Annotated in this window: 28 protein-coding genes; 13 read left to right on the forward strand and 15 right to left on the reverse strand. The window is 64.5% G+C overall.

Annotation, left to right across the window (positions count from 1 at the left end; all coding sequences use genetic code 11):
- Nucleotides 1-36: 36 nt before the first annotated feature.
- Entirely contained in the window at nucleotides 37-939 is a 903-nt protein-coding gene (locus PMI38_RS17620) for a DMT family transporter (RefSeq protein ID WP_008096660.1), read from the reverse strand.
- A gap of 250 nt (nucleotides 940-1,189) precedes the next feature.
- On the opposite strand from PMI38_RS17620, the gene PMI38_RS17625 reads away from it, so the two are divergent.
- On the forward strand, nucleotides 1,190-2,077 hold the full coding sequence (locus PMI38_RS17625; RefSeq protein ID WP_008096662.1) for a helix-turn-helix domain-containing protein: 888 nt from the start codon (nucleotides 1,190-1,192) through the stop codon (nucleotides 2,075-2,077).
- 2 nt (nucleotides 2,078-2,079) lie between these two features.
- On the opposite strand, the gene PMI38_RS17630 is transcribed toward PMI38_RS17625, so the two are convergent.
- Genes PMI38_RS17630 through PMI38_RS17640 form a run of 3 tightly spaced genes read right to left on the reverse strand, consistent with a single transcriptional unit; the run spans nucleotide 2,080 to nucleotide 4,279 of the window.
- Nucleotides 2,080-2,403 (reverse strand): DUF3325 domain-containing protein, encoded by a 324-nt coding sequence (locus tag PMI38_RS17630; RefSeq protein WP_008096664.1) that lies wholly within the window; start codon nucleotides 2,401-2,403, stop codon nucleotides 2,080-2,082.
- Entirely contained in the window at nucleotides 2,400-3,977 is a 1,578-nt protein-coding gene (locus tag PMI38_RS17635) for a PepSY-associated TM helix domain-containing protein (protein ID WP_008096665.1), read from the reverse strand. The genes PMI38_RS17630 and PMI38_RS17635 overlap by 4 nt, the downstream gene beginning before the upstream one ends.
- Nucleotides 3,974-4,279 carry a DUF3649 domain-containing protein gene (locus tag PMI38_RS17640; protein WP_008096666.1) on the reverse strand — a complete coding sequence of 102 codons (306 nt, stop codon included), beginning with the start codon at nucleotides 4,277-4,279 and terminating at the stop codon, nucleotides 3,974-3,976. The genes PMI38_RS17635 and PMI38_RS17640 overlap by 4 nt, the downstream gene beginning before the upstream one ends.
- Before the next feature lie 246 nt (nucleotides 4,280-4,525).
- On the opposite strand from PMI38_RS17640, the gene PMI38_RS17645 reads away from it, so the two are divergent.
- Together PMI38_RS17645 and PMI38_RS17650 are read left to right on the forward strand one after the other, a co-directional pair.
- On the forward strand, nucleotides 4,526-4,873 hold the full coding sequence (locus tag PMI38_RS17645) for an HPF/RaiA family ribosome-associated protein (protein ID WP_008096669.1): 348 nt from the start codon (nucleotides 4,526-4,528) through the stop codon (nucleotides 4,871-4,873).
- A 125-nt stretch (nucleotides 4,874-4,998) separates the two neighbouring features.
- Nucleotides 4,999-5,289, forward strand: coding sequence for a DUF3509 domain-containing protein (locus tag PMI38_RS17650; RefSeq protein ID WP_008096671.1), 291 nt, complete (start codon nucleotides 4,999-5,001; stop codon nucleotides 5,287-5,289).
- A gap of 2 nt (nucleotides 5,290-5,291) precedes the next feature.
- Here PMI38_RS17650 and PMI38_RS17655 read toward each other — a convergent pair whose 3' ends face one another.
- Nucleotides 5,292-5,762 carry a phosphate-starvation-inducible protein PsiE gene (locus PMI38_RS17655; RefSeq protein WP_008096673.1) on the reverse strand — a complete coding sequence of 157 codons (471 nt, stop codon included), beginning with the start codon at nucleotides 5,760-5,762 and terminating at the stop codon, nucleotides 5,292-5,294.
- Between the two features lie 227 nt (nucleotides 5,763-5,989).
- Between PMI38_RS17655 and PMI38_RS17660 the strand changes: the two genes are divergently transcribed.
- Nucleotides 5,990-6,253 carry a YebG family protein gene (locus PMI38_RS17660; RefSeq protein WP_008096675.1) on the forward strand — a complete coding sequence of 88 codons (264 nt, stop codon included), beginning with the start codon at nucleotides 5,990-5,992 and terminating at the stop codon, nucleotides 6,251-6,253.
- A 78-nt stretch (nucleotides 6,254-6,331) separates the two neighbouring features.
- Here PMI38_RS17660 and PMI38_RS17665 read toward each other — a convergent pair whose 3' ends face one another.
- Complete coding sequence (locus PMI38_RS17665) at nucleotides 6,332-7,351, reverse strand: Glu/Leu/Phe/Val dehydrogenase family protein (RefSeq protein WP_043273873.1); 1,020 nt, start codon at nucleotides 7,349-7,351, stop codon at nucleotides 6,332-6,334.
- A gap of 124 nt (nucleotides 7,352-7,475) precedes the next feature.
- Between PMI38_RS17665 and PMI38_RS17670 the strand changes: the two genes are divergently transcribed.
- Nucleotides 7,476-8,282, forward strand: coding sequence for a SirB1 family protein (locus PMI38_RS17670; protein WP_008096679.1), 807 nt, complete (start codon nucleotides 7,476-7,478; stop codon nucleotides 8,280-8,282).
- On the opposite strand, the gene maiA is transcribed toward PMI38_RS17670, so the two are convergent.
- Genes maiA through hmgA form a run of 3 tightly spaced genes read right to left on the reverse strand, consistent with a single transcriptional unit; the run spans nucleotide 8,276 to nucleotide 11,518 of the window.
- Nucleotides 8,276-8,908: a maleylacetoacetate isomerase gene (maiA, locus tag PMI38_RS17675; RefSeq protein ID WP_008096681.1), complete on the reverse strand. Its 633-nt coding sequence runs from the start codon at nucleotides 8,906-8,908 to the stop codon at nucleotides 8,276-8,278. The genes PMI38_RS17670 and maiA overlap by 7 nt on opposite strands.
- A gap of 12 nt (nucleotides 8,909-8,920) precedes the next feature.
- The gene (gene fahA / locus PMI38_RS17680; protein WP_008096683.1) at nucleotides 8,921-10,213 is read right to left on the reverse strand and encodes a fumarylacetoacetase; all 1,293 of its coding nucleotides are present in this window, start codon (nucleotides 10,211-10,213) and stop codon (nucleotides 8,921-8,923) included.
- Between the two features lie 3 nt (nucleotides 10,214-10,216).
- On the reverse strand, nucleotides 10,217-11,518 hold the full coding sequence (gene hmgA, locus PMI38_RS17685) for a homogentisate 1,2-dioxygenase (protein WP_008096685.1): 1,302 nt from the start codon (nucleotides 11,516-11,518) through the stop codon (nucleotides 10,217-10,219).
- Between the two features lie 113 nt (nucleotides 11,519-11,631).
- Between hmgA and PMI38_RS17690 the strand changes: the two genes are divergently transcribed.
- Complete coding sequence (locus PMI38_RS17690) at nucleotides 11,632-12,414, forward strand: IclR family transcriptional regulator (RefSeq protein WP_008096687.1); 783 nt, start codon at nucleotides 11,632-11,634, stop codon at nucleotides 12,412-12,414.
- 236 nt (nucleotides 12,415-12,650) lie between these two features.
- On the opposite strand, the gene PMI38_RS17695 is transcribed toward PMI38_RS17690, so the two are convergent.
- From PMI38_RS17695 to PMI38_RS17710, 4 genes are all read right to left on the reverse strand, one after another.
- Nucleotides 12,651-13,565 carry an SDR family oxidoreductase gene (locus PMI38_RS17695; RefSeq protein WP_008096689.1) on the reverse strand — a complete coding sequence of 305 codons (915 nt, stop codon included), beginning with the start codon at nucleotides 13,563-13,565 and terminating at the stop codon, nucleotides 12,651-12,653.
- Nucleotides 13,566-13,681: 116 nt separating this feature from the next.
- On the reverse strand, nucleotides 13,682-14,587 hold the full coding sequence (locus tag PMI38_RS17700; protein WP_008096690.1) for an alpha/beta fold hydrolase: 906 nt from the start codon (nucleotides 14,585-14,587) through the stop codon (nucleotides 13,682-13,684).
- Nucleotides 14,588-14,764: 177 nt separating this feature from the next.
- Nucleotides 14,765-15,451, reverse strand: coding sequence for an LrgB family protein (locus PMI38_RS17705; protein WP_008096693.1), 687 nt, complete (start codon nucleotides 15,449-15,451; stop codon nucleotides 14,765-14,767).
- Nucleotides 15,441-15,827 carry a CidA/LrgA family protein gene (locus tag PMI38_RS17710; RefSeq protein WP_008096694.1) on the reverse strand — a complete coding sequence of 129 codons (387 nt, stop codon included), beginning with the start codon at nucleotides 15,825-15,827 and terminating at the stop codon, nucleotides 15,441-15,443. Before PMI38_RS17710 ends, PMI38_RS17705 begins: the two co-directional genes overlap by 11 nt.
- 97 nt (nucleotides 15,828-15,924) lie before the next feature.
- Here PMI38_RS17710 and PMI38_RS17715 point away from each other — a divergent pair, with 97 nt between their 5' ends.
- A complete protein-coding gene (locus PMI38_RS17715; RefSeq protein WP_008096695.1) occupies nucleotides 15,925-16,797 on the forward strand; it encodes a LysR family transcriptional regulator in 873 nt (290 codons plus the stop codon).
- A 127-nt stretch (nucleotides 16,798-16,924) separates the two neighbouring features.
- On the opposite strand, the gene PMI38_RS17720 is transcribed toward PMI38_RS17715, so the two are convergent.
- A complete protein-coding gene (locus PMI38_RS17720) occupies nucleotides 16,925-17,380 on the reverse strand; it encodes a flavodoxin (protein WP_008096697.1) in 456 nt (151 codons plus the stop codon).
- A 104-nt stretch (nucleotides 17,381-17,484) separates the two neighbouring features.
- Between PMI38_RS17720 and PMI38_RS17725 the strand changes: the two genes are divergently transcribed.
- Nucleotides 17,485-17,913: a PAS domain S-box protein gene (locus PMI38_RS17725; protein ID WP_008096700.1), complete on the forward strand. Its 429-nt coding sequence runs from the start codon at nucleotides 17,485-17,487 to the stop codon at nucleotides 17,911-17,913.
- Between the two features lie 59 nt (nucleotides 17,914-17,972).
- On the forward strand, nucleotides 17,973-18,590 hold the full coding sequence (locus tag PMI38_RS17730; RefSeq protein ID WP_008096702.1) for a PilZ domain-containing protein: 618 nt from the start codon (nucleotides 17,973-17,975) through the stop codon (nucleotides 18,588-18,590).
- On the opposite strand, the gene PMI38_RS17735 is transcribed toward PMI38_RS17730, so the two are convergent.
- On the reverse strand, nucleotides 18,575-19,507 hold the full coding sequence (locus PMI38_RS17735) for a MerR family transcriptional regulator (RefSeq protein WP_008096703.1): 933 nt from the start codon (nucleotides 19,505-19,507) through the stop codon (nucleotides 18,575-18,577). The genes PMI38_RS17730 and PMI38_RS17735 overlap by 16 nt on opposite strands.
- Before the next feature lie 218 nt (nucleotides 19,508-19,725).
- Here PMI38_RS17735 and PMI38_RS17740 point away from each other — a divergent pair, with 218 nt between their 5' ends.
- The 4 genes from PMI38_RS17740 to PMI38_RS17755 all read left to right on the forward strand — a co-directional run bounded on the left by PMI38_RS17740 (nucleotide 19,726) and on the right by PMI38_RS17755 (nucleotide 21,695).
- Nucleotides 19,726-20,286, forward strand: a complete 561-nt coding sequence (locus PMI38_RS17740) for a hypothetical protein (RefSeq protein WP_008096705.1) — start codon at nucleotides 19,726-19,728, stop codon at nucleotides 20,284-20,286.
- Nucleotides 20,287-20,361: 75 nt separating this feature from the next.
- Nucleotides 20,362-21,054 carry a dihydromonapterin reductase gene (gene folM / locus PMI38_RS17745; protein ID WP_008096706.1) on the forward strand — a complete coding sequence of 231 codons (693 nt, stop codon included), beginning with the start codon at nucleotides 20,362-20,364 and terminating at the stop codon, nucleotides 21,052-21,054.
- Between the two features lie 10 nt (nucleotides 21,055-21,064).
- Entirely contained in the window at nucleotides 21,065-21,361 is a 297-nt protein-coding gene (locus PMI38_RS17750) for a DUF1244 domain-containing protein (RefSeq protein WP_008096707.1), read from the forward strand.
- Nucleotides 21,354-21,695 carry a HopJ type III effector protein gene (locus PMI38_RS17755; protein ID WP_008096708.1) on the forward strand — a complete coding sequence of 114 codons (342 nt, stop codon included), beginning with the start codon at nucleotides 21,354-21,356 and terminating at the stop codon, nucleotides 21,693-21,695. The genes PMI38_RS17750 and PMI38_RS17755 overlap by 8 nt, the downstream gene beginning before the upstream one ends.
- Nucleotides 21,696-21,881 lie beyond the last annotated feature (186 nt).

Consider the following 21,881-nt stretch of genomic DNA (forward strand, 5'->3'; position numbering starts at 1 on the left):
CTTGCCGGCGATAGGGCCGGAGCAGGCGAAAACCACCTACTTGGCCAACGCCACTCCCCCCCTCACCGCGCCCTTGGGCTTGCGGAACACCAGCACATTCCCCGCCATCACCGCCACCAGCCCCAGCAACGCGGGCGCCGTCCACACATACCCCTCGGCAAACGCCGACACGTTCAGCGCCACCAGCGGGAACAGCACCGTGCAATAGGCCGCCCGCTCCGGCCCCATGCGCCCGACCAGGGTCAGGTAAGCGGTAAAGCCGATCACCGAACCCGGTATGACCAGGTACAGCAGCGAACCGATGTAACGCGTGTTCCACTCCATGGCGAACGGAACGCCATTGACCAGGCAATACCCGGCCAGCATCGCTGCGCCGTAGACCATGCCCCAGGCGTTGGTGGTCATCGGCTTGAGCCCGGCCTTCTGCTGCATGCTCGACAGCATGTTGCCGGCCGAGAAGCACAGGGTGCCGAGCAACGCCAGGCCCAGGCCGTACAGGGTTTCGCGGCTGGCCGCATGGTGTGCCAGCTCGGGCCAGAACAGCAGGCCCAGACCCAGCAAGCCGAGCGCCCCGCCGCCGAGTACGTTGCTGGCGATCTTCTGGCCGAAGAACACCCGCGCATTCAGCGCATTCCACAGCGTCGCGGTCGAGAACACCACGGCGATCAGGCCACTGGCGATCCATTGGCTGGCCGTGAGAAAGCACATGAAATTCACGCAGAACAGGCAGAAACCCTGGGCCAGGCAGATCAGGTGGCCGCGCCGGTTCATCGGCTGCAGGCGGCGCGTGAGCAGAAGGATGGCGAACAGGATCAGGCCGGCCAGGGCGAAGCGGTAGACGATCGACACCGGGATGGCGACCACGCCCAATTGCAGTTTCAGGGCGATCCAGGTGGTGCCCCAGATCAGGACGGTGAGCAGGTACAGGGACAGGTTCATGGCGGTGTTTCCTTGGGCCTTTCAGAAATGGTGCCCGGCGCTTCGCGGGACAAGCCCGCTCCCACAAGTACCGCGCAGTCTTCGGATTCTGTGGGAGCGGGCTTGTCCCGCGAATCGAGGGCACAGCCCTCGCCGAGTCCCCAGTGTTCGCCCTTCTGCCCCTACCCGCTTGCACAATCTTGCGGTTTTCCCTCTCAGGTGGCTGTAACCGCACCGCGAGCGCAGTACGATGGCCTCGGAGGAATCGCCCATGACCCCGCTCAGCCAGTTGCAAGTGTTCAACGCCATGCACGCCTCGCCCCACGCCCGGCTGGAGCATAGCGCGCACCTGGGCGACGGCCTGGCAGCGGCGTTGTGGAACAACCGCGACGATGCCCGCGACTACCAGGCGCCAAGCCACCACACACTGTCCTGCTACATCGCCGACGGCACCGGCACCCACCGCCGCCAGCGCCCGGCAGACAAAGGCGCGCCGAACAAGCTGTGCATCATGCCGGCCGGCCAGGAGTCGAACTGGGTGGTCAACGGCTCGATCCGCCTCGCGCACCTTTACATCAGCGAGGCGCAATTCGCCCTGGGCTGCGTGCGCCTGCTCGACCGTGAGCCGCGGGAGGTGCAGTTGCAGGAGGCGACCTTTCTGGACGATCCGCAGCAGTCGCTGCGCTTTCGGCAGCTGATAAGCCTGGATTGGGACGAGCCCGGTGAACGCTTGCTGGCCAGCAGCCTGGCGCACGAGATCGTCGATCACGCGGTGCTCAGTCAGGTAGGGCTGCGCCAGGGCTTGCGCCTGAAAGGCGGCTTGGCGCCGAGCCTGCGTCGGCAGTTGGTCGAGTATATGGAGGCTCATCTCGACCAGCCCATCACCCTCGGTGAGCTGGCCCTGCACTGCAACCTCTCCGAGTACCACTTCGCGCGCATGTTCCGCAGCAGTTTCGGCGTGCCGCCACACCAGTATCTGCTGGCGCGGCGGCTGCATCGTGCTTGCCAGCTGCTACGGCTGGGCGAGTTGCCGTTGGGGCAGGTGGCGCTGTTGTGTGGCTTTGCCAGTGCCAGCCATTTCAGCAACCGCTTTCGCCAGGCATTCGGTGCAACGCCTGGCGATTATCGCGCGGCCTTCAGCCACAAGGCTGAAGGGTAGTTCTAGCGGACAACGACCAGCGCCGGCCCCAGCACCAGGCTGATGGCGGCCAGGCCCAGCAGCAGACGCGGCTGGTACGGCATGCCGAATACCCACAGGGTGACACCGGCCATCGACACCGCGATCCACTCCACCAGGCCATGGGCCCAGCCCCGCAGGTGCATGGCAATCGCCAGCGACAGCGCCAGCAGCAACCACCCCGCGCAGCGCAACAGACGCAGTTGGCCTGGGCCCGGCTTGCGTCCGAGCAGTTCGCTGAAATGCCTGTCCATGGCCAGGCACAGTACGGCGAAGCCGGCAAAAGCGATCAGGGCAACGCTGATCATCCGCTCACCTCGGCCGAATCAATCGTCGCCTTGGGCGCGCCTGGAGCGCGCTTGGCGCGGGATTTTGGCGCGCGCAGCATCTTGCCCGCCGCCCAGGCGAGGAACAGCCCGGTGCCCAGCGCGGTCAAGTCGAACCCGGCCATGGCCCAGTCTCCCGCTACCAGTGAATGGTTCAGCCCTTGCCCGGTAGTCAGGCCATTGAGCAACGGCAGCAGCGCGAACGCCAACGCGCCAAGGGCCAGTTGCTCGCCCCACGCCTTGCGTCCGGGGCGCAGCACGGCATGTACCAGCGCCGCCAGCCAGACCAGGAAGAAGCTGTTCACTTCCCAGTCGGCCCGCCCTGACCAGGCCATGGGCAGCAGCCGGTTGGCCCAGAAGAACCCGGCCACGGCGAGCAGCAGGCCGCTCATGCCGGCAATGTTGAGCACTTCGACCAGGCGCAGCTCGCCCGGCAGCCGTTCGCGCTTGGCGTGCTTGAGCTGGCGTTTGCCCAGCCACATCACCAGGCCCGTGCCGATGACCGCAGTCCCGGCGATGCCGAAGACGAAATACAACCAGCGCAGCCAAGGCCCGGCGAAGTTGCCCATGTGCAGGCCGACCACGCTGAACGCGGTCATCATCGTCGCGCTTTCCGGGGCGCCCTGGGTCAGCAACTGGCCCGTGGCGCCGTCGAACATCCAGGTGGCGCTGCGCTGGTAGGCGATGCTGTCGGCCGCGGCCTGGGTGAAGCTGACCCGGGCATTGCGGTCGCCCGGGTTGTACACCTGGACATAGCCCATGGCTGCACCGGGCACCTGCTGCTGAACCTGGGCGTACAGGCTGGCCAGCGGCACCAGCGGCGCCGCCGCATTGGCCACCTTGGGCACCTCTTCGCGGCCGAACAGGTCGTTGAAATAGCCCTCGGTGCTGCCGCCATAGCTGGCCATGATGCTGGCCGGCATGACCATGTACATGAAGATCACCAGGCTGCTGTAGCTGATCATCAGGTGGAACGGCAGCACCAGCACGCCAATGGCGTTGTGCCCGTCCAGCCATGAGCGCTGGCCCTTGCCGGGGCGGAAAGTGAAGAACTCCTTGAAGATCTTCTTGTGGGTGATGATGCCGGTGACCAGGCCAAGCAGCATGATGAACGCGCAGAAGGTCGCCAGCCAGCGGCCCCAGGGGTGCGGCATCTGCAGCTGGAAGTGGAAGCGGTAGAAGAACTCGCCACCACGGCTGTCACGGACCTCGACGGGTTGCCCGGTGTGGGCGTCGAGCGGCTTGCTGACGCCTCCCCGGCGCCCACTTCCAGGCTCGCGCCAGCTCACCTCCAGCGCCGCCTCGCGGGCGTTGGGCAGGCGGATCATCCAGCTCTCGGCGTGCCCGGCATTGGCCTCCAGGTAGCGCTGGGCCAGGCCCAGGCTGGCCACCGGGTCGAGCGCATGGCGGCGAACCTCGGGCTGCGTCCAGTGGCTGATTTCATCCTTGAAGTACGACAGCGTGCCGGTCAGGAAGATGGCGAACAGCAGCCAGCCGAAGATCAGGCCGGTCCAGGTGTGCAACCAGGCCATCGCCTGGCGGAAGCCTTCCTTCATGGGTTTTTCATCCAGTACACGAATCCGTTCAGCAGCCCCAGCAGCAGGCTTGGCACCAGCATGCCGAGCCAGGCGTGCCACGCACTGCGGCAGGCGAAGCACCAGATGAAGGCCAACAGGTAGAAAACGAACGACAACATCATGCCGGTCATGGCCGCATCGACCTGCGGCAACGGCAGCAACAGGGTGATGCAGACACTGGCCATGGACGCCAGCAGGTAACCGCCCAGCAGTGCAGCCAGGCTGCGAGAGGTCACGGCCAGGCGATAGCTGAGAGGGAGCCCGGCGGCGTTGCGCTTCATGGCGAAGGTCCGGAAGAATCTGGGGGGTGCAATAGTAATGATTTCAATTCTCATAAGCAAAGAGTGCCGCATTAGGCCACAAAGCGATCCGCCGCCACCTGGATTTGCTACAGAAAATTTATTTTCAACAAGGGCTTGAATTCATCCAGCGGTTGCCTGACCTTAGAGTCAAGAGGCGAAGAAATTCCAGGTCCCTCAAGGGCCTAGGCACGCCTCCATGCGAGCAAGCTGAATAAGGATTGAATCATGCAAATCCAGGTCAACAGCAGCAACCATATCGAAGGCAACATCCGTCTCAACGAGTGGGTCCGCAGTACGCTGGAAGCCACGCTCGAACGTTACGAGGAGGACCTCACCCGCATCGAGGTGCACCTGCGCGACGACAATGGTGCCAAACCCGGTCCGCATGACAAACGTTGCCAGATGGAGGCTCGCCCCAAAGGCCACCAACCGATTTCCGTGACCCACACCGCCACCTCGCTGGACCAGGCGGTCGACGGTGCCGCCAGCAAGCTGAACAACGCGCTGGAACACTTCTACGGCAAACTGCGCAGCAAGCGCGGCGTCCTGGAGCTGAGTGACCCCGACGCCTGATTCACGCCCATGAACAACAACGCCCGGCCAATGCCGGGCGTTTTCGTTTGTGGCGATCAATGGCCCTGAACCAACCTGGCAGATGCCGGGTCAACTTCTGCAGTCAATCTTTGCAGACCCCAAGCATGAACAACCCATTCGACCAGATCAGCGCCGCCTTCGCCCCCGAGTACCGGATCAACCTGAGCATCGAAAGCCTGGACGGCAGCATCATGCTGACCCTCTCCGACGACGCAGGCGTCGCCGCCAAGCGCCTGATCAGCCAGGCCCAGCGCAACGACCCGGTGCGCCTGCAGCGGGTCATCGACAGCATTCGCCTGGGCCTGGCCATCGAGCTGGGGCAGAACCCGTTGCAGGTTCTGGCCGCACTGACCCGCGACCCACGCCATGCACCCAGCCATTTCATGGCCAACTGAGCCTACTTGCCGTCTTCCACTTCCTTGCCGTTGGCATCCAGCACCTTGGTCGACGGGTAGCGGTACGAGGCGTAGCGCACCACCAGGATCGCGAAGGCCAGCAGCAGGATGCCGCCGCACACATACAGAAGGCCCACGTCCGGCGCCTTGTGGTGCGAGACATCGCCGATCAGCAGGCGCGTCAGTGCGGTGATCGCCACGTAGAGCAGGAAGCGGATCGGCATGTGGTTGGTCTTGAAGTAGATCCCGACCATCGCCCCCAGCTCCAGGTAGATGAACAGCAGCAGGATGTCATCGACGCTGACCCCGCCCTTGCCGAGCATGTCGAGGAAAGTCACTACCGCCGCATAGGCCGTGATCGCACCGATGCCGAACAGCGCCAGGTAATGAAACCCCTCGACACACAGATTGCCCAGCGAATCGGCCGAGCCATGCAGCCCCTTGCGCAGCTTTTCAGCCCATTTGATGTTCACGATGTCCAACTCCCCGATACGACCTGAAGGATGATGCGTCATCACTGTGACGCTTGTGCCATGCAGTTAAAGGGCCAGGCCCTCGCCTTGGAAGGCGACCGATTGCCGCAAGGCACCTGTAAGCCAGGCTTTTTTGCGGCAAGGCTTGCGCCTGAAGCGTCATGCCATTACTGTATGCGCATACAGTAATCGAATAACCCAACCGCAAAAAGGCACAGAGGTGATGAATGGCCGTCGAAGTGGTGTACCGAAGCAGCCGCGACCCGGAGCGCTTGTTCATGGATAAGGCCGAAGCAGATCGTCATGACAAGATGCTCGAACTGGCCGAGCGCCTTGCCGAGGTGTTGCAGAAGGCGGTGCCTTCGCTGACCGAGCAGCAGGTCGAGGAAGCGGGTATCTACATGGCCAAGAACCGCGATGTGTTCGCCCGGGCGTTCAAGAGCCAACCGGATGCCCTGGCGGAGCTGCTTGAAGCCAACGCAGCTGAGTGACTGGGGTAGCACACTGACAACAACCCAAAAGCTTGCGCGATCCCTGTGGGGCGGGTCCGCGAAGCGGCCGATGCAGCATCAACCATACAGCAACCGCTCCGCCAGCATCTGCGCCACCCGCGCCGGCGAGCGCTTCTCGGCCTGGGCATGGGCGAACACTTCGGTCAGTCGTGAGGGTATCCGTGCCAGGTGCGCCGTGATGGTGCCAAGGTCTTCACCACGGTGCGTCATCGCCACGTAGATCAGCCCACCGGCATTGATCACGTAATCCGGCGCATACAGAATCCCGCGGGACTCCAGCTGGTCCGCCACCTGCAACGTGGTCAGCTGGTTGTTCGCCGCCCCCGCCACTGCCGCGCAGCGCAGCTGCATCACGCTCTGGCCAGTAAGCACCGGCCCTACGCCGCAGGGCGCGAAAATATCGCAGGGAGTGCTGATCAGGGCGTCGTTGGTCACCGGATGGGCGTTGAACTGCTCCACCGCCAGGCGCACCCGGCCAGGGTCGAGGTCACTCACCAGCAGTTCCGCCCCCGCCGCGTGCAACTGCTCGGCCAGCGCGTAACCGACATTGCCCAGGCCCTGCACCGCCACCCGCAGCCCTTCGAGGTTGCCGCTGCCCAAACGCGCCTGGGACGTCGCACGGATGCCGGCGAACACGCCCATGGCCGCATGCGGCGAGGGGTCGCCGGAGGCCGTGGTGCTGGTGACATGGGGCGTGCTCTGGGCGATGCAGTCCATGTCCACCGTCGAGGTGCCGCTGTCCACGGCAATGATGAAGCGCCCGTGCAGGGTATCGATGAAACGGCCAAAGGCCTCGAACAACGCGGCGCGGTTTTCCACATGGGGGTTGCGCATGATCACGGCCTTGCCGCCGCCCAGCGCCAGGCCGGCCAATGCCGCCTTGTAGCTCATGCCCTGGGCCAGGCGGATGGCATCGGTCATGGCGCTTTCGTCATCGGCATACGGCAAGTAGCGGCAGCCGCCCATCGCCGGGCCCAGGTGCTCGCTGTGAATGGCCACCACGGCCTTGAGGCCGGTAGGCGGGTCGATGAACAGGTGCAGCGACTGGGTACGGGTGCTTTGCATCAGCGCGAACATCGGCGGGCTCCCCATCGAGGTGCTCCTACCAGTATAGGCACGCGGCCATACCTGGCGCTGCGGGCGGACCACTGGACGAAACACGGCGCCAGAGCTAATACTCAAACCTGTGTGGAGAAGCCCGATGAACCCACGTAAAGCCTGCCTGGCCTGCATGGAGTGCGAGCCTGTCGCCCTGCTGGAAGCCGCCTTGTGGATTGCCGTCGAGCACGATCGAAAGGTCGAGCCCGCAACCTCTCTTGCAATCATCCAGGACCTGCAACGTGAGATCAGCGCCAGGCTGCCGATGCTGCCCGTGTGCGAACTGGCCCAACCCCTGCTGCGCCAGCTGAATGCGCTGGGTTTCCAGCAGGACGAATTTCATCCGCTGCGCCCGCAAGCGGCGCTGTTGGACAAGGTGCTGCATCGTCGCCGAGGCCAACCGCTGGCACTGGCCATCATCACCCTGGAGCTGGCCCGACGCCTGTCGATCCCGCTGGAGGGGGTGGCGTTCCCGGGGCACTTCCTGCTTCGCGTACCCGGTGCCGATCATCTGCTCGACCCCTGTGGTGGCCGGCGTCTGTACCCCAATGATTGCCGCGAATTACTGGCACGCCAGTTCGGCCCGCATGTGCCGCTCACCGCCGAGCACTTGCGCACGGCAAGCCCGGCGCAGATGCTCCAGCGCCTGTCGCGCAACCTGCGCCAGCTGCATATCAGCAACGACAACCACCTGGCCGCGTTGGTCGATGCCGAACGGGTCATGCAACTGGGGCCGGTGCAGGTCAGCGACTACATGACGCGCGCGTCCTTGTACCAGCACCTGGAATGCCCACAGGCCGAGCGATTCGACCTGGAGCATGCGCTGCTGCTGACCGATGACCCGGTCCAGCGCCTGAAGCTGTCCGAACGTATCGGCAAGCTTCCGACGGAGAACCATTCGATTCACTGAGCGGGGGTGTCCACCTGGCAGGAGGGATGCGCCTTGGCGAATGCCGGGTGCCCGGCGGCCAGTGCCGCGACCCGACAAATACGTGGATAACCGCCGAGGTCGATGTTGAAACGCTCGGCCGCATACAGCTGCGGGATCAGGTAGACATCCGCCAGGCCCGGCTGGTCGCCGAAGCAGAAGCCCTGGTCGCCAATCAGTTGTTCCACCGCGGCCAGGCCCTGGCCGATCCAGTGGGCAATCCACTGGTTGACCTGCCCCTCGTCATGCCCCAGCTGGCGCAGCTGGTTGAGCACACTGACGTTGTGCAGCGGGTGCACATCGCAACCGATGATCGCCGCCACCCCACGCACCCTGGCCCGCGCCTCGGCGCCTGTGGGTAACAGCGCAGGCTGTGGATAAACCTCCTCCAGGTACTCGATGATCGCCGGCGACTGCACCAGCAGTTCGCCGCCATCGGTACGCAGGGCCGGCACTCGGCCCTGCGGGTTCAGCGCCACATAGTCGCTGCCGCGTTGCTCACCCTTCAGCAGGTTGACCGGCAGGGCCTGGTAATCCAGGCCCTTGAGCGCCAGGGCGATGCGCACCCGATAAGACGAGGTGGAACGGTAATAGGTATACAGCTCCATGGCCCTGCCCCCTCAGTTGGCCGCAACGATCTTGCCGCGGCATTCACCGAAGCCGATGCTGGCCACGCCGTCGCCCTGGCAACGGGCGCGCAGGATGATCTCGTCGCCGTCTTCGAGGAACTTGCGCAGCTCGCCACTGGCCAGCTCGACCGGCTGCTTGCCGCCCACGGTGGTCTCCAGCAGGCTGCCGAAGGCATCGGGGGTCGCACCGGACAAGGTGCCCGAACCGAACAGGTCGCCTGGCTGCAACTGGCAGCCGTTGACGCTGTGGTGGGCGATCAGCTGCGCCACGGTCCAGTACATGTTCAGGGTATTGCTCAGCGCCAGGCGGTGGGCGGGCAAGCCCTGCTCGCGCATGCGCTCGGTCAGCAGCAGCACTTCCAGTTCGATATCGAACGCACCGGTGGCCTGGTCACGCTGATCCAGCAGGTACGGCAGCGGTTGCGGGTCACCCTCAGGGCGTGCCGGCTGGGCACGGCGGAACGGCTCAAGCGCTTCGGCGGTCACCACCCAGGGCGAGATCGAGGTGATGAAACTTTTCGACAGGAACGGGCCCAGAGGCTGGTATTCCCAGGCCTGGATATCCCGCGCCGACCAGTCGTTGAGCAGGCACAGGCCAGCCAAGTGCTGGTCAGCCTCGGCGATCGGAATGGCCTGGCCCATCTCGTTGCCCTGGCCGATCCAGATGCCCAGCTCCAGTTCGTAGTCCAGGCGTGCACAGGGGCCGAAGCTCGGCTCGGTGTGGCCGGCCGGCAGCGTCTGGCCTTTGGGGCGGCGTACATCGGTGCCCGAAGGGCGCAGGGTCGAAGCGCGGCCGTGGTAGCCGATCGGTACGTACTTGTAGTTGGGCAGCAGCGGGTTATCGGGGCGGAACAGCTTGCCGACGTTGGTGGCGTGCTGGATGCCCACGTAGAAGTCGGTGTAGTCGCCCACCTTGGCCGGCATGTGCAGCTGGCATTCGCTGGCCGGATGCAACGCCGCGTTCAGCGCCGCCTGGTGCTCGCTGTGCTCGCCCAACAGCACCAGCAGGCGCTCGCGCAGGGCCACCCGGGCAGTGCGGCCGAGGGCAAAGAAGGCATTCAGCGCGCCGCCACGGGTAGCCTCGACGGCAGCCTTGGCCTGGCCCTCGAACAGCCCGGCAGCCAGCACGGCCTCCAGGTCCAGGATGGCATCGCCGATGGCCACGCCACAGCGCAGCGCTTCGCCCGGGCGGCTGAAGATGCCCAGCGGCAGGTTCTGCAGCGGGAAGTCGCGGTGCCCGTTGGCGTGCTTGACCCAACTACGGGCAATGGCGGTCTGGTTCATCGGTTATCTCCGGTTCGGGTTGAAGGTGCTCGGCAAGGTGGCCCAGCAACTATCGTAGTCGGCCTGCAATTGCGGGCATTCGAGGGCTTGGCGGCTCGGACGCAGCACCTGGCTGGTCTCGAACATGAAGGCCATGGTGTTGTCGATCTTGTGCGGCGCGAGGTCGGCGGCGATGGCTTTTTCGCAGGTGTCGGCATCGGGCCCGTGGGCGCTCATCACCCCGTGCAGCGAGGCGCCTCCCGGCAGGAAGCCTTCGGCCTTGGCATCGTAGGCACCGCTGATCAGGCCCATGAACTCGTTCATCAGGTTGCGGTGGAACCACGGGGGTCGGAAGGTGTTTTCCGCCACCATCCAGCGCGGTGGGAAGATCACGAAGTCCATGTTGGCCAGGCCGTGCACACTGCTCGGCGAGGTGAGGACGGTGAAGATCGACGGGTCCGGGTGATCGAAGCTGACCGTGCCAAGGGTATTGAAGCGGCGCAGGTCGTATTTGTAGGGCACGTTGCTACCGTGCCAGGCGACCACGTCCAGGGGCGAATGCTGCAGCGCGCAGGCCCAGTGCTCGCCCAGGAACTTCTGCACCAGCTGCACCGGCCCTTCGGCTTCTTCGTAGTGCGCCACGGGGGTGAGGAAGTCGCGCGGATTGGCCAGGCCGTTACTGCCGATCGGGCCCAGGTCCGGCAGGCGCAGCGGCGCGCCATGGTTTTCTGCGAGGTAACCACGCGCCTGGCCATCGAGCAGCTCGACCCGGAACTTCATGCCCCGCGGGATCACCGCAATCTCCAGCGGCTCCACCACCATCACCCCAAGTTCCGTGGCAATGCGCAGGCGACCTTGCTCGGGCACCAGCAGCAGCTCGCCGTCGGCGTTGAAGAACACCCGGTCCATGGAGCGGTTGGCGCAGTAGATGTAGATGCTCACTCCCGCCGGTTTTTCAGCGGCCGAATTGGCCACCATGGGCAACCAGCCTTCGATGAAATCGGTGGGCTCGCTGGGGATCGGTTGCGGGTTCCAGCGCAGGCGGTTGGGGGTGATCGCGCCCAGAGGGCCGACCAGCGGCTGGCGCTCCAGGCGCTCGAAACGCGGGTGCAGCGCCGAGGGGCGGATGCGGTACAGCCAGGTGCGGCGCAGCTCGCTGCGGGTCATGGTGAACGCCGTACCCGACAGCAGCTCGGCATACAGCCCGTAGGGGGCCTTCTGCGGCGAGTTCTGCCCGATGGGCAATGCGCCGGGCAGGGCTTCAGAGGCGAATTCGTTGCCGAAGCCGCTCAGGTACTGAAGGTCGGGGGACGTGTCACGGTTCATCGATGCCTCCGGGTTTTGTTTTTATCGTAATCAGATTACGAATAACGTAATTTGATCGCTGCATGGCGTCAAGCTATAAAGGCGCGACTCGACGAATCGGAACCTCCACCTCCATGGCCAAAGCCAGCTCCCCCACCGACACCGGCAAGCAGAAGGTCCGCTCGGCGGAAGTCGGCACCGACATCCTCAAGGCCCTCGCCGAGCTGTCCCCTTCTACCTCGCTGTCGCGCCTGGCCGAACACGTGCAGATGCCGGCGAGCAAAGTGCACCGCTACCTGCAGGCGCTGATCGCCAGTGGCTTTGCCGAACAGGATGCGGCCACCAACCACTACGGGTTGGGCCGCGAAGCCTTGCGCGTGGGCCTGGCAGCCCTGGGCAGCATCGACGTGCTGAAGATCGCGGCGCTGCCGCTGTCGCAATTGCGCGACGAACTCAACGAAAGCTGCTTCATCGCCGTATGGGGCAACCAGGGTGCGACGGTGGTGAGCATCGAGCCGGCAGTGCGGGCTGTCACCGTGGTGACCCAGATCGGTTCGGTGCTGCCGCTGCTCAGTTCGTCCACCGGGCTGGTGTTCGCCGCCTACCTGCCCGAACGCGAAACGGTGGAGCTGCGCGACCGCGAACTGGCCACGCTGGCGCACAGCGCCAGCGACTATGAACCCGTGCTCGCCGGTATTCGAAAGCAGGGGCTGCACCATGTGCATGGTCTGCTGATGCCCGGTGTGGATGCACTGTCGGCACCGGTGTTCAACGCCCTGGGGCAGATCGCCGCGGTGATGACCGTGGTGGGGCCGACGTCGATCTTCCACGCCGATGAACAGGGTCCGGCGGCGCAGCGCCTGCTGGCGGCCGCGCGGGATACCAGCTGGCGCATGGGGCACTCGCCGCAGCCTTGAAAGGCCCCTGGGACACTGTTGCCCGAAACGTAAAGGTGAATGTCATAAGCGGCTATTTTTCCTACAGGATCAAGCGCTTATTCTTAACTCACTGGCCGGCATGAAGGGCAATACCCCCCCCCGCCTTTCAGGCCCGCGAGGTTTCACCGACGTAGATTTTGAAGCTCCTTGATCTAACGTCTCGATTGGCCGCTGCGTTTGCAGCGGCCTTTTTTATGCCTGGTGCAAAGCAGCCATCAACCCAGCGGATACTTCTGCAGATTGGCCATCATCTGCTGCAACGCCTGCACGTTGTCCTGGGGGTGTACCGCGCCATCGAAGTCACCGATCTGTGCCCAGTGCTGCGCCACCTGCTCCGGTGTGAACCCTTCACGGGGGTCGAACCCGACGCCCAGGCTGCGCTCCCAGCGCACCTTGCCAATCCAGCCACCGCCCACCTCGAACAGCTCGCCGCTGTCCTGACACTGCTCGCTGCCCAGGTACACCACCAACGGGCTGACCAGTTCAGGCTTGAGACGCTCGAATACCTGCGCCGGGATCAGCCCCTCGGTCATGCGCGTGCCACCGGTGGGCGCGATGGCATTGACCAGCACACCCTGCCTGCGCCCTTCGATGGCCAGGGTGCGGGTCAGGCCATACAGGCCCAGCTTGGCCATGCCATAGTTGGCCTGGCCGAAGTTGCCGTAGATGCCGGAGGTCGAGGCGGTAAAGATCACCCTCCCCCATTGTTGCTCGCGCATGTGCGGCCAGGCGGCGCGGGTCACCTTGTAGGCACCCTCGACATGCACCTGGTAGACCTGCTCCCAGTCAGCGTCGTCCATCTTGTGGAAGGTCTTGTCGCGCAGGATGCCGGCATTGTTCACCAGCACGTCGACCCGGCCGAAACTGTCCAGCGCCTGTTCGACGATGCGCGCGCCAGCGCTGACCGAGTCGTGGTTGGCCACTGCGGTCCCCCCGGCAGCGCGAATTTCGGCCACCACCCGGTCCGCCGCCGAAACACTGGCACCTTCGCCATGGCTCGAACCGCCCAGGTCATTGACCACCACCCGAGCCCCTCGCGCGGCGAACAGCAGCGCATGGGCGCGGCCCAGGCCGCCACCGGCCCCCGTGACGATCACCACACGGTCTTGCAGCGTTACCGGCTCGCTCATGCGCTTGGCTCCAGCTCAGGTTGAATGCGTCGAGTCTGTGCCAACGCCCAGGCGCCGGACAATCAAGCGCACCCACGCTGAATGCCAGGCGATAACGCAGGACGATGGTCGGCGGTTCAGGACCAGGCGACTTTCTGCGGCAGGTAGCTCAGGCATTGCTCGCGAAAAACCAGGTAGTGGCGCAGGACCTGCGCAGGGGCCTCGGTATGGGGGTAATGGCCAATGCCTTGCAGCTGCACGGTGTCCGGGTTGGGCACCAGTTGCCGGTAGCGCTCGACCATGCGCGCGCCCGAGAGCGGGTCGACCACGCCATTGATGAAGCGCAGCGGCACACCCTCGGCCTGCAGCGCGCCGACCCAGCGTTCGCGATGGGCGCGGCGCTCCGGCACGAAGCTCACCAGCTTGTGCAAAATGCGGGTACCGCCGTGCGCGGCAATCAGGCTCCAGCAGTCATCCAGGGCACTTTCACTGGGGCGGGTACAGGGCCCGTAGGTCTGCGAGACATTGCGCACCAGGTCATCACGCTTGAACGAGCGCCCGACCAGCCAGCCCAGGCGACTGAGCAGCAGTTTCTGCACCAGCAGCACCTGGCAGCTCTCAGGGAACAGGCCGCTGTTGAGGAATACGCAGCTGGCGATCTCGGCACGCTGCTCATGGTGCCGCGCCAACAGCTCCTGGGCCACGCTGCCGCCATAGTCGTGCGCCAGCAGGTGCACCGGTACCTGTACCTTGAGATGGGCCAGCAAGGCCTGTTGCAGGTCGGCTTGCTCCATCAGGCTGTAGGTATGGTCCAGCGGTTTGGCCGAGTCGCCAAACCCCAGCATGTCGCAGGCGATCAGCCGAAAATGCTGGGTCAGCGGCGCCCACAGGTAGTGCCAGTCCCAGCTGGCGGTCGGGAATCCATGCAGTAGCAGCAGGGGCTCTCCTTGCCCTGCGGTCCAGTAGCGGATGCTCTGGCCCCGGAACGTGAAACTCTGTCCCCGGGTACGCCAGACGCACAATGGTATCTCGGCCAATGGCATCGTATTCGTCCCGGTTGTCTAGGTGTTGACGGTGTTAGGCAAGGCTGCGGTCATTGCAAGTCACCTCGGCACTTACTTGTGCTCTCTTTGTCGAGGCTGAGTCTAGTCAGCCGCCCAACAGGTGAAACTTGCGTTGCCAGCCAGCTTGTTGACCGAGCGAGCCAGTGGCACGAACGGTCACAGCAGCATGGCCAGCAGCGGCGCTGCGAACAGGTTGAGCAAGCCGGTCAGCACCATGACCAGGCCGGCCACGGAACCTTCTTCACGGCCCACCTCGTGGGCGCGGCTGACCCCGGCGCCATGGGCGCCGACACCGAACAGCGCACCCCGCGCCAACGCCGAGCGCAACGGCAGCCAGCGCAGCAGCACGCCGCCGAACAGGGCGCCGAGCACGCCGGTGAACATGACGAAAACTGCCGTCAGCTCCGGCACGCCACCGAGGTCATGGGCCAGCGGCATGGCGAATGGCGTGGTGATCGAACGCGGCACCAGTGACAGGCTGGTCGCTGTGTCCAGCGACAGCAGGTGCGCCAGGCCCCAGGAACTGGCGATCGACGCCGTGCTGCCTGCCAGCATGCCGATCAGCAATGCCGGCCAGTCCCGGGCCAGCATCGCCCGCTGTTGCCAGATCGGTACTGCGAAGGCCACCGTCACCGGGCCCAGCACGCCCATCAGCCAGTGGGTGTTGCGGGCATATTCGGCATAAGCGGTGTGCAATGGCACAGCCACCGCCAACAGCAGTGCCGGCACCAGGATCAGTGGCGACATCAGGTACCGCCCGGTACGTCGGTACAGCCAACGGCTGCCCAGGTAGGCCAGCAGGGTCAGCGCCAGCCAGAACAGCGGCATGGGCTCAATGCTCATGGCGCAACCTCCAACGGCAGACCAGCTCGACGGTGACGGCGGTGACCACCATGACCATCAGGGTGCTCACGGCAATCACCAGCAGGATGCGCCAGCCTTCTTCACGTACCAGGGTGCCGTAATCGAGCAGGCTCATCAGCGCCGGTATGAAGAACAACAGCATCTCGGCCATCAGCCAGCCTGCGCCCAGTTGCAAGGTAGCGGGCTTGACCACGCCGCAGGCGAACAGCAGCAGAAGCAGGGCCAGGCCCATCACCCCGCCAGGGATGGGCCAACCCAGCCAACCGGCCAGTTGGCTACCGGTCCAGAACAACGCCAGGAGGACCGCCAGCTCGGTGAGCAGGCGCAGGGTTTTTTTCAATAACGCGGGTTTCATGGGAGGGTTCCTCGACAGGCCTTCATTCTAAGATTCGGCTGCCTAGGCCAGAAGCGAATTGTTAGACTGATCGCCATTCCAATATGGAATTCAGAAGATGGAATTCAAACAGCTGCGCAGCTTCATCGAAGTGGTCCAGCGCGGCGGCTTCACCCAAGCCGCGCAGACGCTGCACATCAGTCAATCGGCCGTGAGCAAGCAGGTGGCCCAGCTGGAGCAGGCTATCGGCCAGCCACTGCTCGAACGCCAGGCCTCGCACCTGCACCTGACCGCTGCCGGGCGCATCGTCCTGGAACGGGGCGAGGCGTTGCTGCGCCAACGCCAGGCGCTGCTCAACGAGCTGGACGACCTCAGCCAGATGGAACGCGGCGAGCTGCGCCTGGGCCTGCCGATGCTGGGCAGCGATGCCTTGTTCGCCGGGTTGTTCGCCGAGTACCGACGGCGCCATCCGAACATTTCGATTCAACTGCTCGAAGGCGGCAGCCGCACGGTCGAGCAGGCGGTGCACAGTGGCGAGCTGGAATTAGGCGGCAGCCTGACGCCCAGCGATCCGGCGTTCGAACACCAGCCGTTCTGCAACGAGCCGCTGGATGCGCTGCTACCGGCCGGGCATGCGCTGGCGGGGCAGCGGCAGGTGACCTTGCAGCAACTGGCGGATACTCCTTTCCTGCTGTATCAGCGCAGCTTCGTGCTCAATGACCGGTTGCTCAAGGCTTGCCAGCAGCAAGGGTTCACGCCCAAGGAAGGTGGGCGCAGTGGCCAGGCGGATTTTCTGGTGGCGCTGGTGGCGGCGGGCCAGGGCGTGGTGTTGCTGCCGCGGGTGGTGGCGAAGGCGTTGGAACGGCCTGGGGTGGTGCGTTTGCCATTGAGTGCGCCGAAGGATCTGCGCTGGGATATCGCGTTTATCTGGCGGCGTGGCGCGTATCTGTCGCGGGCGGCTCAGGCTTGGCTTGAGCTGGTGAGGGAATAGGCTGTACATGCCGGCCTCTTCGCGGGACAAGCCCGCTCCCACAGGATCTCTACTAAGTCTGCACTAGTGGATAACTTGTGGGAGCGGGCTTGTCCCGCGAAGGGGCCAGGACAGACAACGCAAATATTCAGGCCTTCAAGGCTTGGGCAAACTCGGCCAGCCAAGGCTCGGCATCGGTCTCCGGGGTCACCGTCTCGCTGGCATCGAGCTTGAGCATCGGCTGCACTTCCCGCACCCCCAGCTCGGCGAACAGCTCGCGCAGCTGCTCGCCACCGCCACAATAGGTATCGCCATAGCTGGAGTCGCCCAGTGCGATCACCGCACCCGGCAGGCCGCGCCAGGCCGCTGGCAGCGTGTCACGGATGGTGCTGTACAGCGGCATCAGGTTGTCCGGCAGTTCACCCATGCCCGTCGTCGAAGTCACGGCCAGCAACGCTTCAGGGGCAAAGCCTTCAAGATCCTGCAGGGTGGCGCGGGCGGCGTGCCAGGCTTCGAAGCCCGCGGCCTTGAGCAGGCCCTCGGCGTGGCGGGCGACTTCTTCGGCGGTGCCGTACACCGAGCCGGAAATAATGGCGACTTTCATCGGGGAGAGGATTCCGAAACTGAGTGAAAACGTAGGATACTAGCATTCGGCGCTGGCAAAAGGCCGCCTCTACCAAAGTCCCCCTTCCGATCAATGGCCCGAACATGATCAACGCGCAATTGCTGCAATCGATGGTCGATGCGTCCAACGACGGGATCGTGGTCGCCGAACAGGAAGGCGATGACACCATCCTGATCTACGTGAATGCGGCGTTCGAACGCCTGACCGGCTACAGCCGCGACGAAATCCTCTATCAGGATTGCCGTTTCCTGCAGGCCGACGATCGCGACCAGCTGGGCCGTGCGCGCATCCGCAAGGCCCTGGCCGAGGGCCGCCCGTGCCGCGAAGTGCTGCGCAACTACCGCAAGGACGGCAGCGGCTTCTGGAACGAGCTGTCGATCACCCCGGTCAAGAGCGACGCAGACCAGCGCACCTATTTCATCGGCATCCAGAAGGACGTCAGTCGCCAGGTCGAACTGGAACGTGAACTGGCCGAACTGCACGCTCGTCGCAATTGCGACGAGCGCTTGTGAACCAATCGTCCACGGCACGGTCAATCCCGTTGAAGAAATCGTCACCTCCGAGTTCGATCATGCAAGCCGATGCGCTCCTGACCCAGGACGAGCTGGATTTCATCCAGAACATGCAGCACTCCCCGCAGTTGAACCTGGCCGACCCCATGTCGAGCCTGCTGGTCAACGGCGACCATCGCATTCAATCGTTGCTGACCCGCCTGGTCGCCAACGAGCAGGTCACCCTGCAGGCGCAATTCAACAATCAGCAGATCAGCTTCCCGTTGCAGCTGGTGGAAGACGAGTTCCACGCCCTGCACCTGCAGATCGGCTCGCCGGAGATCTACGAAGACGGCCCGATGCTGCGCCCCTGGCGCCTGTCGATGGACCAACCGAGCGCGCTGCTGGACGCGCAGGGCAAGGCCAGTGGCCTGTTGGTGCGTGATATTTCCTTCAAGGGCGCCCTCGTGGAAATTCGCGGCCTGCCACAAGCGCCGTCGCGCTTCGACCTGAACTTCGCGCCAGGCGGTATTGCGCCAATCGCCCTGCACGGCAGGCTACGCCGGCGTATCGGCCCTGACCTGGCGGCCTACGACCTCAGCCGCAGCCGGCCCGAGGAAGTCGAGCGCCTGCGCGAATACATCCTCCAGGCCCATCGCCAGGCACACCCAGAGCTGCACGCTCAGGTGTCGAGCTGACCGGCCAGGTACTGCCGCAAGCGCCGCCGCATCAACCCAGCCTCTGCGCCGAGGCATGCCACCAGGCTGCCTGCCAGGCTTTCCTGTGCCAGTTCGGCCGCCTCCCCCGCCAGCAACAGTGGGCAATGCAGGCCCACGGCCAAACGGCTCAGCCGCTTGCCCATGTCGAGGGTCAATGAACGATTGGAGAACAGCACCACGGCGTCCGGCCCGAGGCGCTCACTGATCAGTGCCAGCTCTTCCAGCGGTTGCCCTGGCATCAGCGGGGTCACTCTGACTTCATCACTCGCCAGCAGCAGCCCATTTACCAAAAGCTCCAGCTCAAGGCATTGGCCTGGCAAGGGTGCCAACAACACATGACGGCCGCGTCGCTGCTGTGACAGTTGCAAACGCGTGAACACACGGCCCCGCAGGAACTGGTCGAGGAACAGCCATTCACTGGCCTGGCCAAACACCGCCTGCCCCGCCGCCAGATCGTGCCAGACCGGCATGAAGACGTCTGCGAATACCTGGTCCTGGGTGATCGCAGCAAATACCTGGTCGAACAGGCGATCCAGGCCCGCGCCATCGAAACGCTGCACGGCGTCGCGCAGCTGGGCCTGCCAACCTTTGGCGGCATCGGGCGCCAATGCGTTCTGCATCACGGCCTGGTCGCGGGCGAGAATGCTGCCGACCTTGCTGACTGCGACACCGCGCTCGAGCCAACCGAGGATACGGCGGATATCGTCGATGTCGGCCTGGGAATACAGGCGGTGACCGCTCTCGGTGCGGGTAGGCTGGACCAGCCCATAGCGGCGCTCCCAGGCGCGCAGGGTGACGGCATTGACCCCGGTGAGGCGGGAAACTTCACGTATCGGAAACAAATCGCGGTGTTCCATACCGGCTTCGGTTTGCGAAGTACGTCCCTGTTTGTTCATCAACACTGCGTAACCTGTGCACGGAAGTTGAACGCTCATTCTACTACGTCGCGATAGCCCACAGGACAACAGCCGTTTGCCCGACAGATTTTGCTGACCAGTGCACATACGCGATAATCCGCGCCCAATTCTTGCATGCACGCCTGCGCCGCCCACCACCCCGGGCGACACAGCCTAGGGGCCAGCTACCCGCCAGCCCCGCCGCCAGGAGATACACGATGTCTACCCCACCCGTCACCCTGATGGTGTCGCGTCGCGCCGCCCACGGCCGCTACCAGGACCTGCTGGCCTGGCTGCACGAAGGCGAGCAACTGGCCACCGACTTCCCCGGCTACCTCGGCTCGGGCATTTTCGCCCCACCCCGTGACTGCGACGAATTCCAGATCATTTTCCGCTTCAGCGACGAGCCCACCTTGCATGCCTGGGAGCACTCGGCCTCGCGTCGTGCCTGGTTGCAGCGCGGTAACGGCCTGTTCGAACGCCCCAAAGAGAGGCGCGTCAGCGGCATCGACGACTGGTTTGGCACCAATACGGTGCAAAAACCGCCGCGCTGGAAACAGGCGGTGGCCATCTGGCTGGCGTTCTTCCCGGTTTCGCTGCTGTTCAACCTGTTGTTCGGCCACTGGCTGGCGGGGCTGGAACTGGTGCCGCGCGTGCTGGCCAGCACCCTGGCGCTGACACCGGTGATGGTCTACCTGTTCATCCCCCTCTCCACCCGCCTGCTGGCCAGCTGGCTGCACGCCGCACCGGCCCCGGGCGCCGCCCTGCGCAGCCGCTAGGCCGGGGCTACAAGAGGGAAACAGTTCGGGTATGCTGGGCGGCAACGACAGGACAGACAAGTTGACCGCCCGCACATGAACAGCCCCATTCTCATTACCGGAGCCAGCCAGCGCGTCGGGCTGGCCCTGGCCCTTGAGCTGGCACAGGCCGGCCATACCGTAGTCAGCGCCAGCCGCAGCGTCCAGGCGCAGTCGGCGCACCCGAACATCGTCCAGTTCCAGGCAGACCTCTGCCAGGCCGCCGACCGCCAGGCCTTGATCGACTTCCTGCAGCAGCGCTACGACGGTCTGCGCGCGATCATCCACAACGCCTCGCTGTGGCTCGATGATGGCCTGGACAACCTCGACACCATGTTCCGCCTGCACGTCGAAGCGCCGTACCACCTCAACCTGGCGCTCGGCGAGCTGCTGGCCAAGGTCGACAAGGCCGACATCATCCATATCTGTGACGAAACCTCCTCGCGTGGCAGCAAGAGCCATATCGGCTATGCCGCGACCAAGGCTGCGCTGCAAAACATGGTGTTGTCGTTCGCCGAAAAGTACGCGCCCAAGGTGCGCGTCAACGGTATCCTGCCGGGCCTGCTGATCCTCAAGGAAGGCGGTGACGAGGCCTACCGCCAGCAGACCCTGAAAAAGGCCCTGCTGGAATTCGAACCCGGCGCCGGGCCGCTGATCGAGACGGTCAAATACCTGCTCGCCAGCCAGTACAGCACCGGCAGCCAGGTGGTCATCAACGGTGGCCGCCATCTGAAGAATCGCATGACCTGAGGGAAGCCCCATGACCCCGCAACAACAACTCGAACTTGAAGCCGCCGCCTTCCGGCGCCTGGTCGAACACCTGCAGAAACGCACCGATGTGCAGAACATCGACCTGATGAACCTGTCCGGTTTCTGCCGCAACTGCCTGTCCAAGTGGTACAAGGCCGCCGCCGACGAGCGTCAGCTCGACATCAGCCTGGATGATGCCCGCGAAGCGGTGTACGGCATGTCTTATGCCGAGTGGAAAGCCCAACACCAGAAAGAAGCCAGCGCCGAGCAACAAGCGGCGTTCGAAAAAGGAAAACCCCGTGACTGATCTGAACACCCTGCGCGCCAGCCTTGCCAGCGGCCAACACGCCTTTGCCGACACCCTGGCGTTCATTGCCGCTAACTACAGCTACCAGCCACAAGCCTTCAACAACGGCGGCGTGGAAAATGCCGCCGGGCAGAACGAAGGGTCGTGCAAGACCCTGGGGCTGGCATTGCTGGAAGGCTTGAGCGACCAGGAGGCCTTGCTGGCCTTTGGCGAGCACTACCGTGATGTCGTGGCCACGCCAGAGGGCAGTGACCATGGCAACATCCGTGCGCTGATCAAGCATGGGCTGGCGGGTGTGAAGTTCGCTGAACTGCCGCTCAAGCGTAACGCTTGATAGCGCCGGGGCTGCTTCGCAGCCCAATCGCCGGCAAGCCGGCTCCCACAGGATTGTGGCGTAGTGAGTACCTGTGGGAGCAACTGTCTTGCTCAATTTCTAAAAGCTGACGCGATTCCTGTGGGAGCGGGCTTGTCCCGCGAACACCGGCGAAGCCGGTGCCATGCTCCGCGCTGCCTGTTTCGC

Origin of the sequence: Pseudomonas sp. GM84 (assembly GCF_000282535.1) — a bacterium.
In the GTDB taxonomy this organism is placed as follows: domain Bacteria; phylum Pseudomonadota; class Gammaproteobacteria; order Pseudomonadales; family Pseudomonadaceae; genus Aquipseudomonas.

Coding starts and splice junctions, on each gene's coding strand:
- PMI38_RS17620 (WP_008096660.1), bottom strand. CDS start 939: ATGAACCTGTCCCTGTACCTGCTCACCGTCCTGATCTGGGGCACCACC.
- PMI38_RS17625 (WP_008096662.1), top strand. CDS start 1,190: ATGACCCCGCTCAGCCAGTTGCAAGTGTTCAACGCCATGCACGCCTCG.
- PMI38_RS17630 (WP_008096664.1), bottom strand. CDS start 2,403: ATGATCAGCGTTGCCCTGATCGCTTTTGCCGGCTTCGCCGTACTGTGC.
- PMI38_RS17635 (WP_008096665.1), bottom strand. CDS start 3,977: ATGAAGGAAGGCTTCCGCCAGGCGATGGCCTGGTTGCACACCTGGACC.
- PMI38_RS17640 (WP_008096666.1), bottom strand. CDS start 4,279: ATGAAGCGCAACGCCGCCGGGCTCCCTCTCAGCTATCGCCTGGCCGTG.
- PMI38_RS17645 (WP_008096669.1), top strand. CDS start 4,526: ATGCAAATCCAGGTCAACAGCAGCAACCATATCGAAGGCAACATCCGT.
- PMI38_RS17650 (WP_008096671.1), top strand. CDS start 4,999: ATGAACAACCCATTCGACCAGATCAGCGCCGCCTTCGCCCCCGAGTAC.
- PMI38_RS17660 (WP_008096675.1), top strand. CDS start 5,990: ATGGCCGTCGAAGTGGTGTACCGAAGCAGCCGCGACCCGGAGCGCTTG.
- PMI38_RS17665 (WP_043273873.1), bottom strand. CDS start 7,351: ATGTTCGCGCTGATGCAAAGCACCCGTACCCAGTCGCTGCACCTGTTC.
- PMI38_RS17670 (WP_008096679.1), top strand. CDS start 7,476: ATGAACCCACGTAAAGCCTGCCTGGCCTGCATGGAGTGCGAGCCTGTC.
- maiA (WP_008096681.1), bottom strand. CDS start 8,908: ATGGAGCTGTATACCTATTACCGTTCCACCTCGTCTTATCGGGTGCGC.
- fahA (WP_008096683.1), bottom strand. CDS start 10,213: ATGAACCAGACCGCCATTGCCCGTAGTTGGGTCAAGCACGCCAACGGG.
- hmgA (WP_008096685.1), bottom strand. CDS start 11,518: ATGAACCGTGACACGTCCCCCGACCTTCAGTACCTGAGCGGCTTCGGC.
- PMI38_RS17690 (WP_008096687.1), top strand. CDS start 11,632: ATGGCCAAAGCCAGCTCCCCCACCGACACCGGCAAGCAGAAGGTCCGC.
- PMI38_RS17695 (WP_008096689.1), bottom strand. CDS start 13,565: ATGAGCGAGCCGGTAACGCTGCAAGACCGTGTGGTGATCGTCACGGGG.
- PMI38_RS17700 (WP_008096690.1), bottom strand. CDS start 14,587: ATGCCATTGGCCGAGATACCATTGTGCGTCTGGCGTACCCGGGGACAG.
- PMI38_RS17705 (WP_008096693.1), bottom strand. CDS start 15,451: ATGAGCATTGAGCCCATGCCGCTGTTCTGGCTGGCGCTGACCCTGCTG.
- PMI38_RS17710 (WP_008096694.1), bottom strand. CDS start 15,827: ATGAAACCCGCGTTATTGAAAAAAACCCTGCGCCTGCTCACCGAGCTG.
- PMI38_RS17715 (WP_008096695.1), top strand. CDS start 15,925: ATGGAATTCAAACAGCTGCGCAGCTTCATCGAAGTGGTCCAGCGCGGC.
- PMI38_RS17720 (WP_008096697.1), bottom strand. CDS start 17,380: ATGAAAGTCGCCATTATTTCCGGCTCGGTGTACGGCACCGCCGAAGAA.
- PMI38_RS17725 (WP_008096700.1), top strand. CDS start 17,485: ATGATCAACGCGCAATTGCTGCAATCGATGGTCGATGCGTCCAACGAC.
- PMI38_RS17730 (WP_008096702.1), top strand. CDS start 17,973: ATGCAAGCCGATGCGCTCCTGACCCAGGACGAGCTGGATTTCATCCAG.
- PMI38_RS17735 (WP_008096703.1), bottom strand. CDS start 19,507: ATGAACAAACAGGGACGTACTTCGCAAACCGAAGCCGGTATGGAACAC.
- PMI38_RS17740 (WP_008096705.1), top strand. CDS start 19,726: ATGTCTACCCCACCCGTCACCCTGATGGTGTCGCGTCGCGCCGCCCAC.
- folM (WP_008096706.1), top strand. CDS start 20,362: ATGAACAGCCCCATTCTCATTACCGGAGCCAGCCAGCGCGTCGGGCTG.
- PMI38_RS17750 (WP_008096707.1), top strand. CDS start 21,065: ATGACCCCGCAACAACAACTCGAACTTGAAGCCGCCGCCTTCCGGCGC.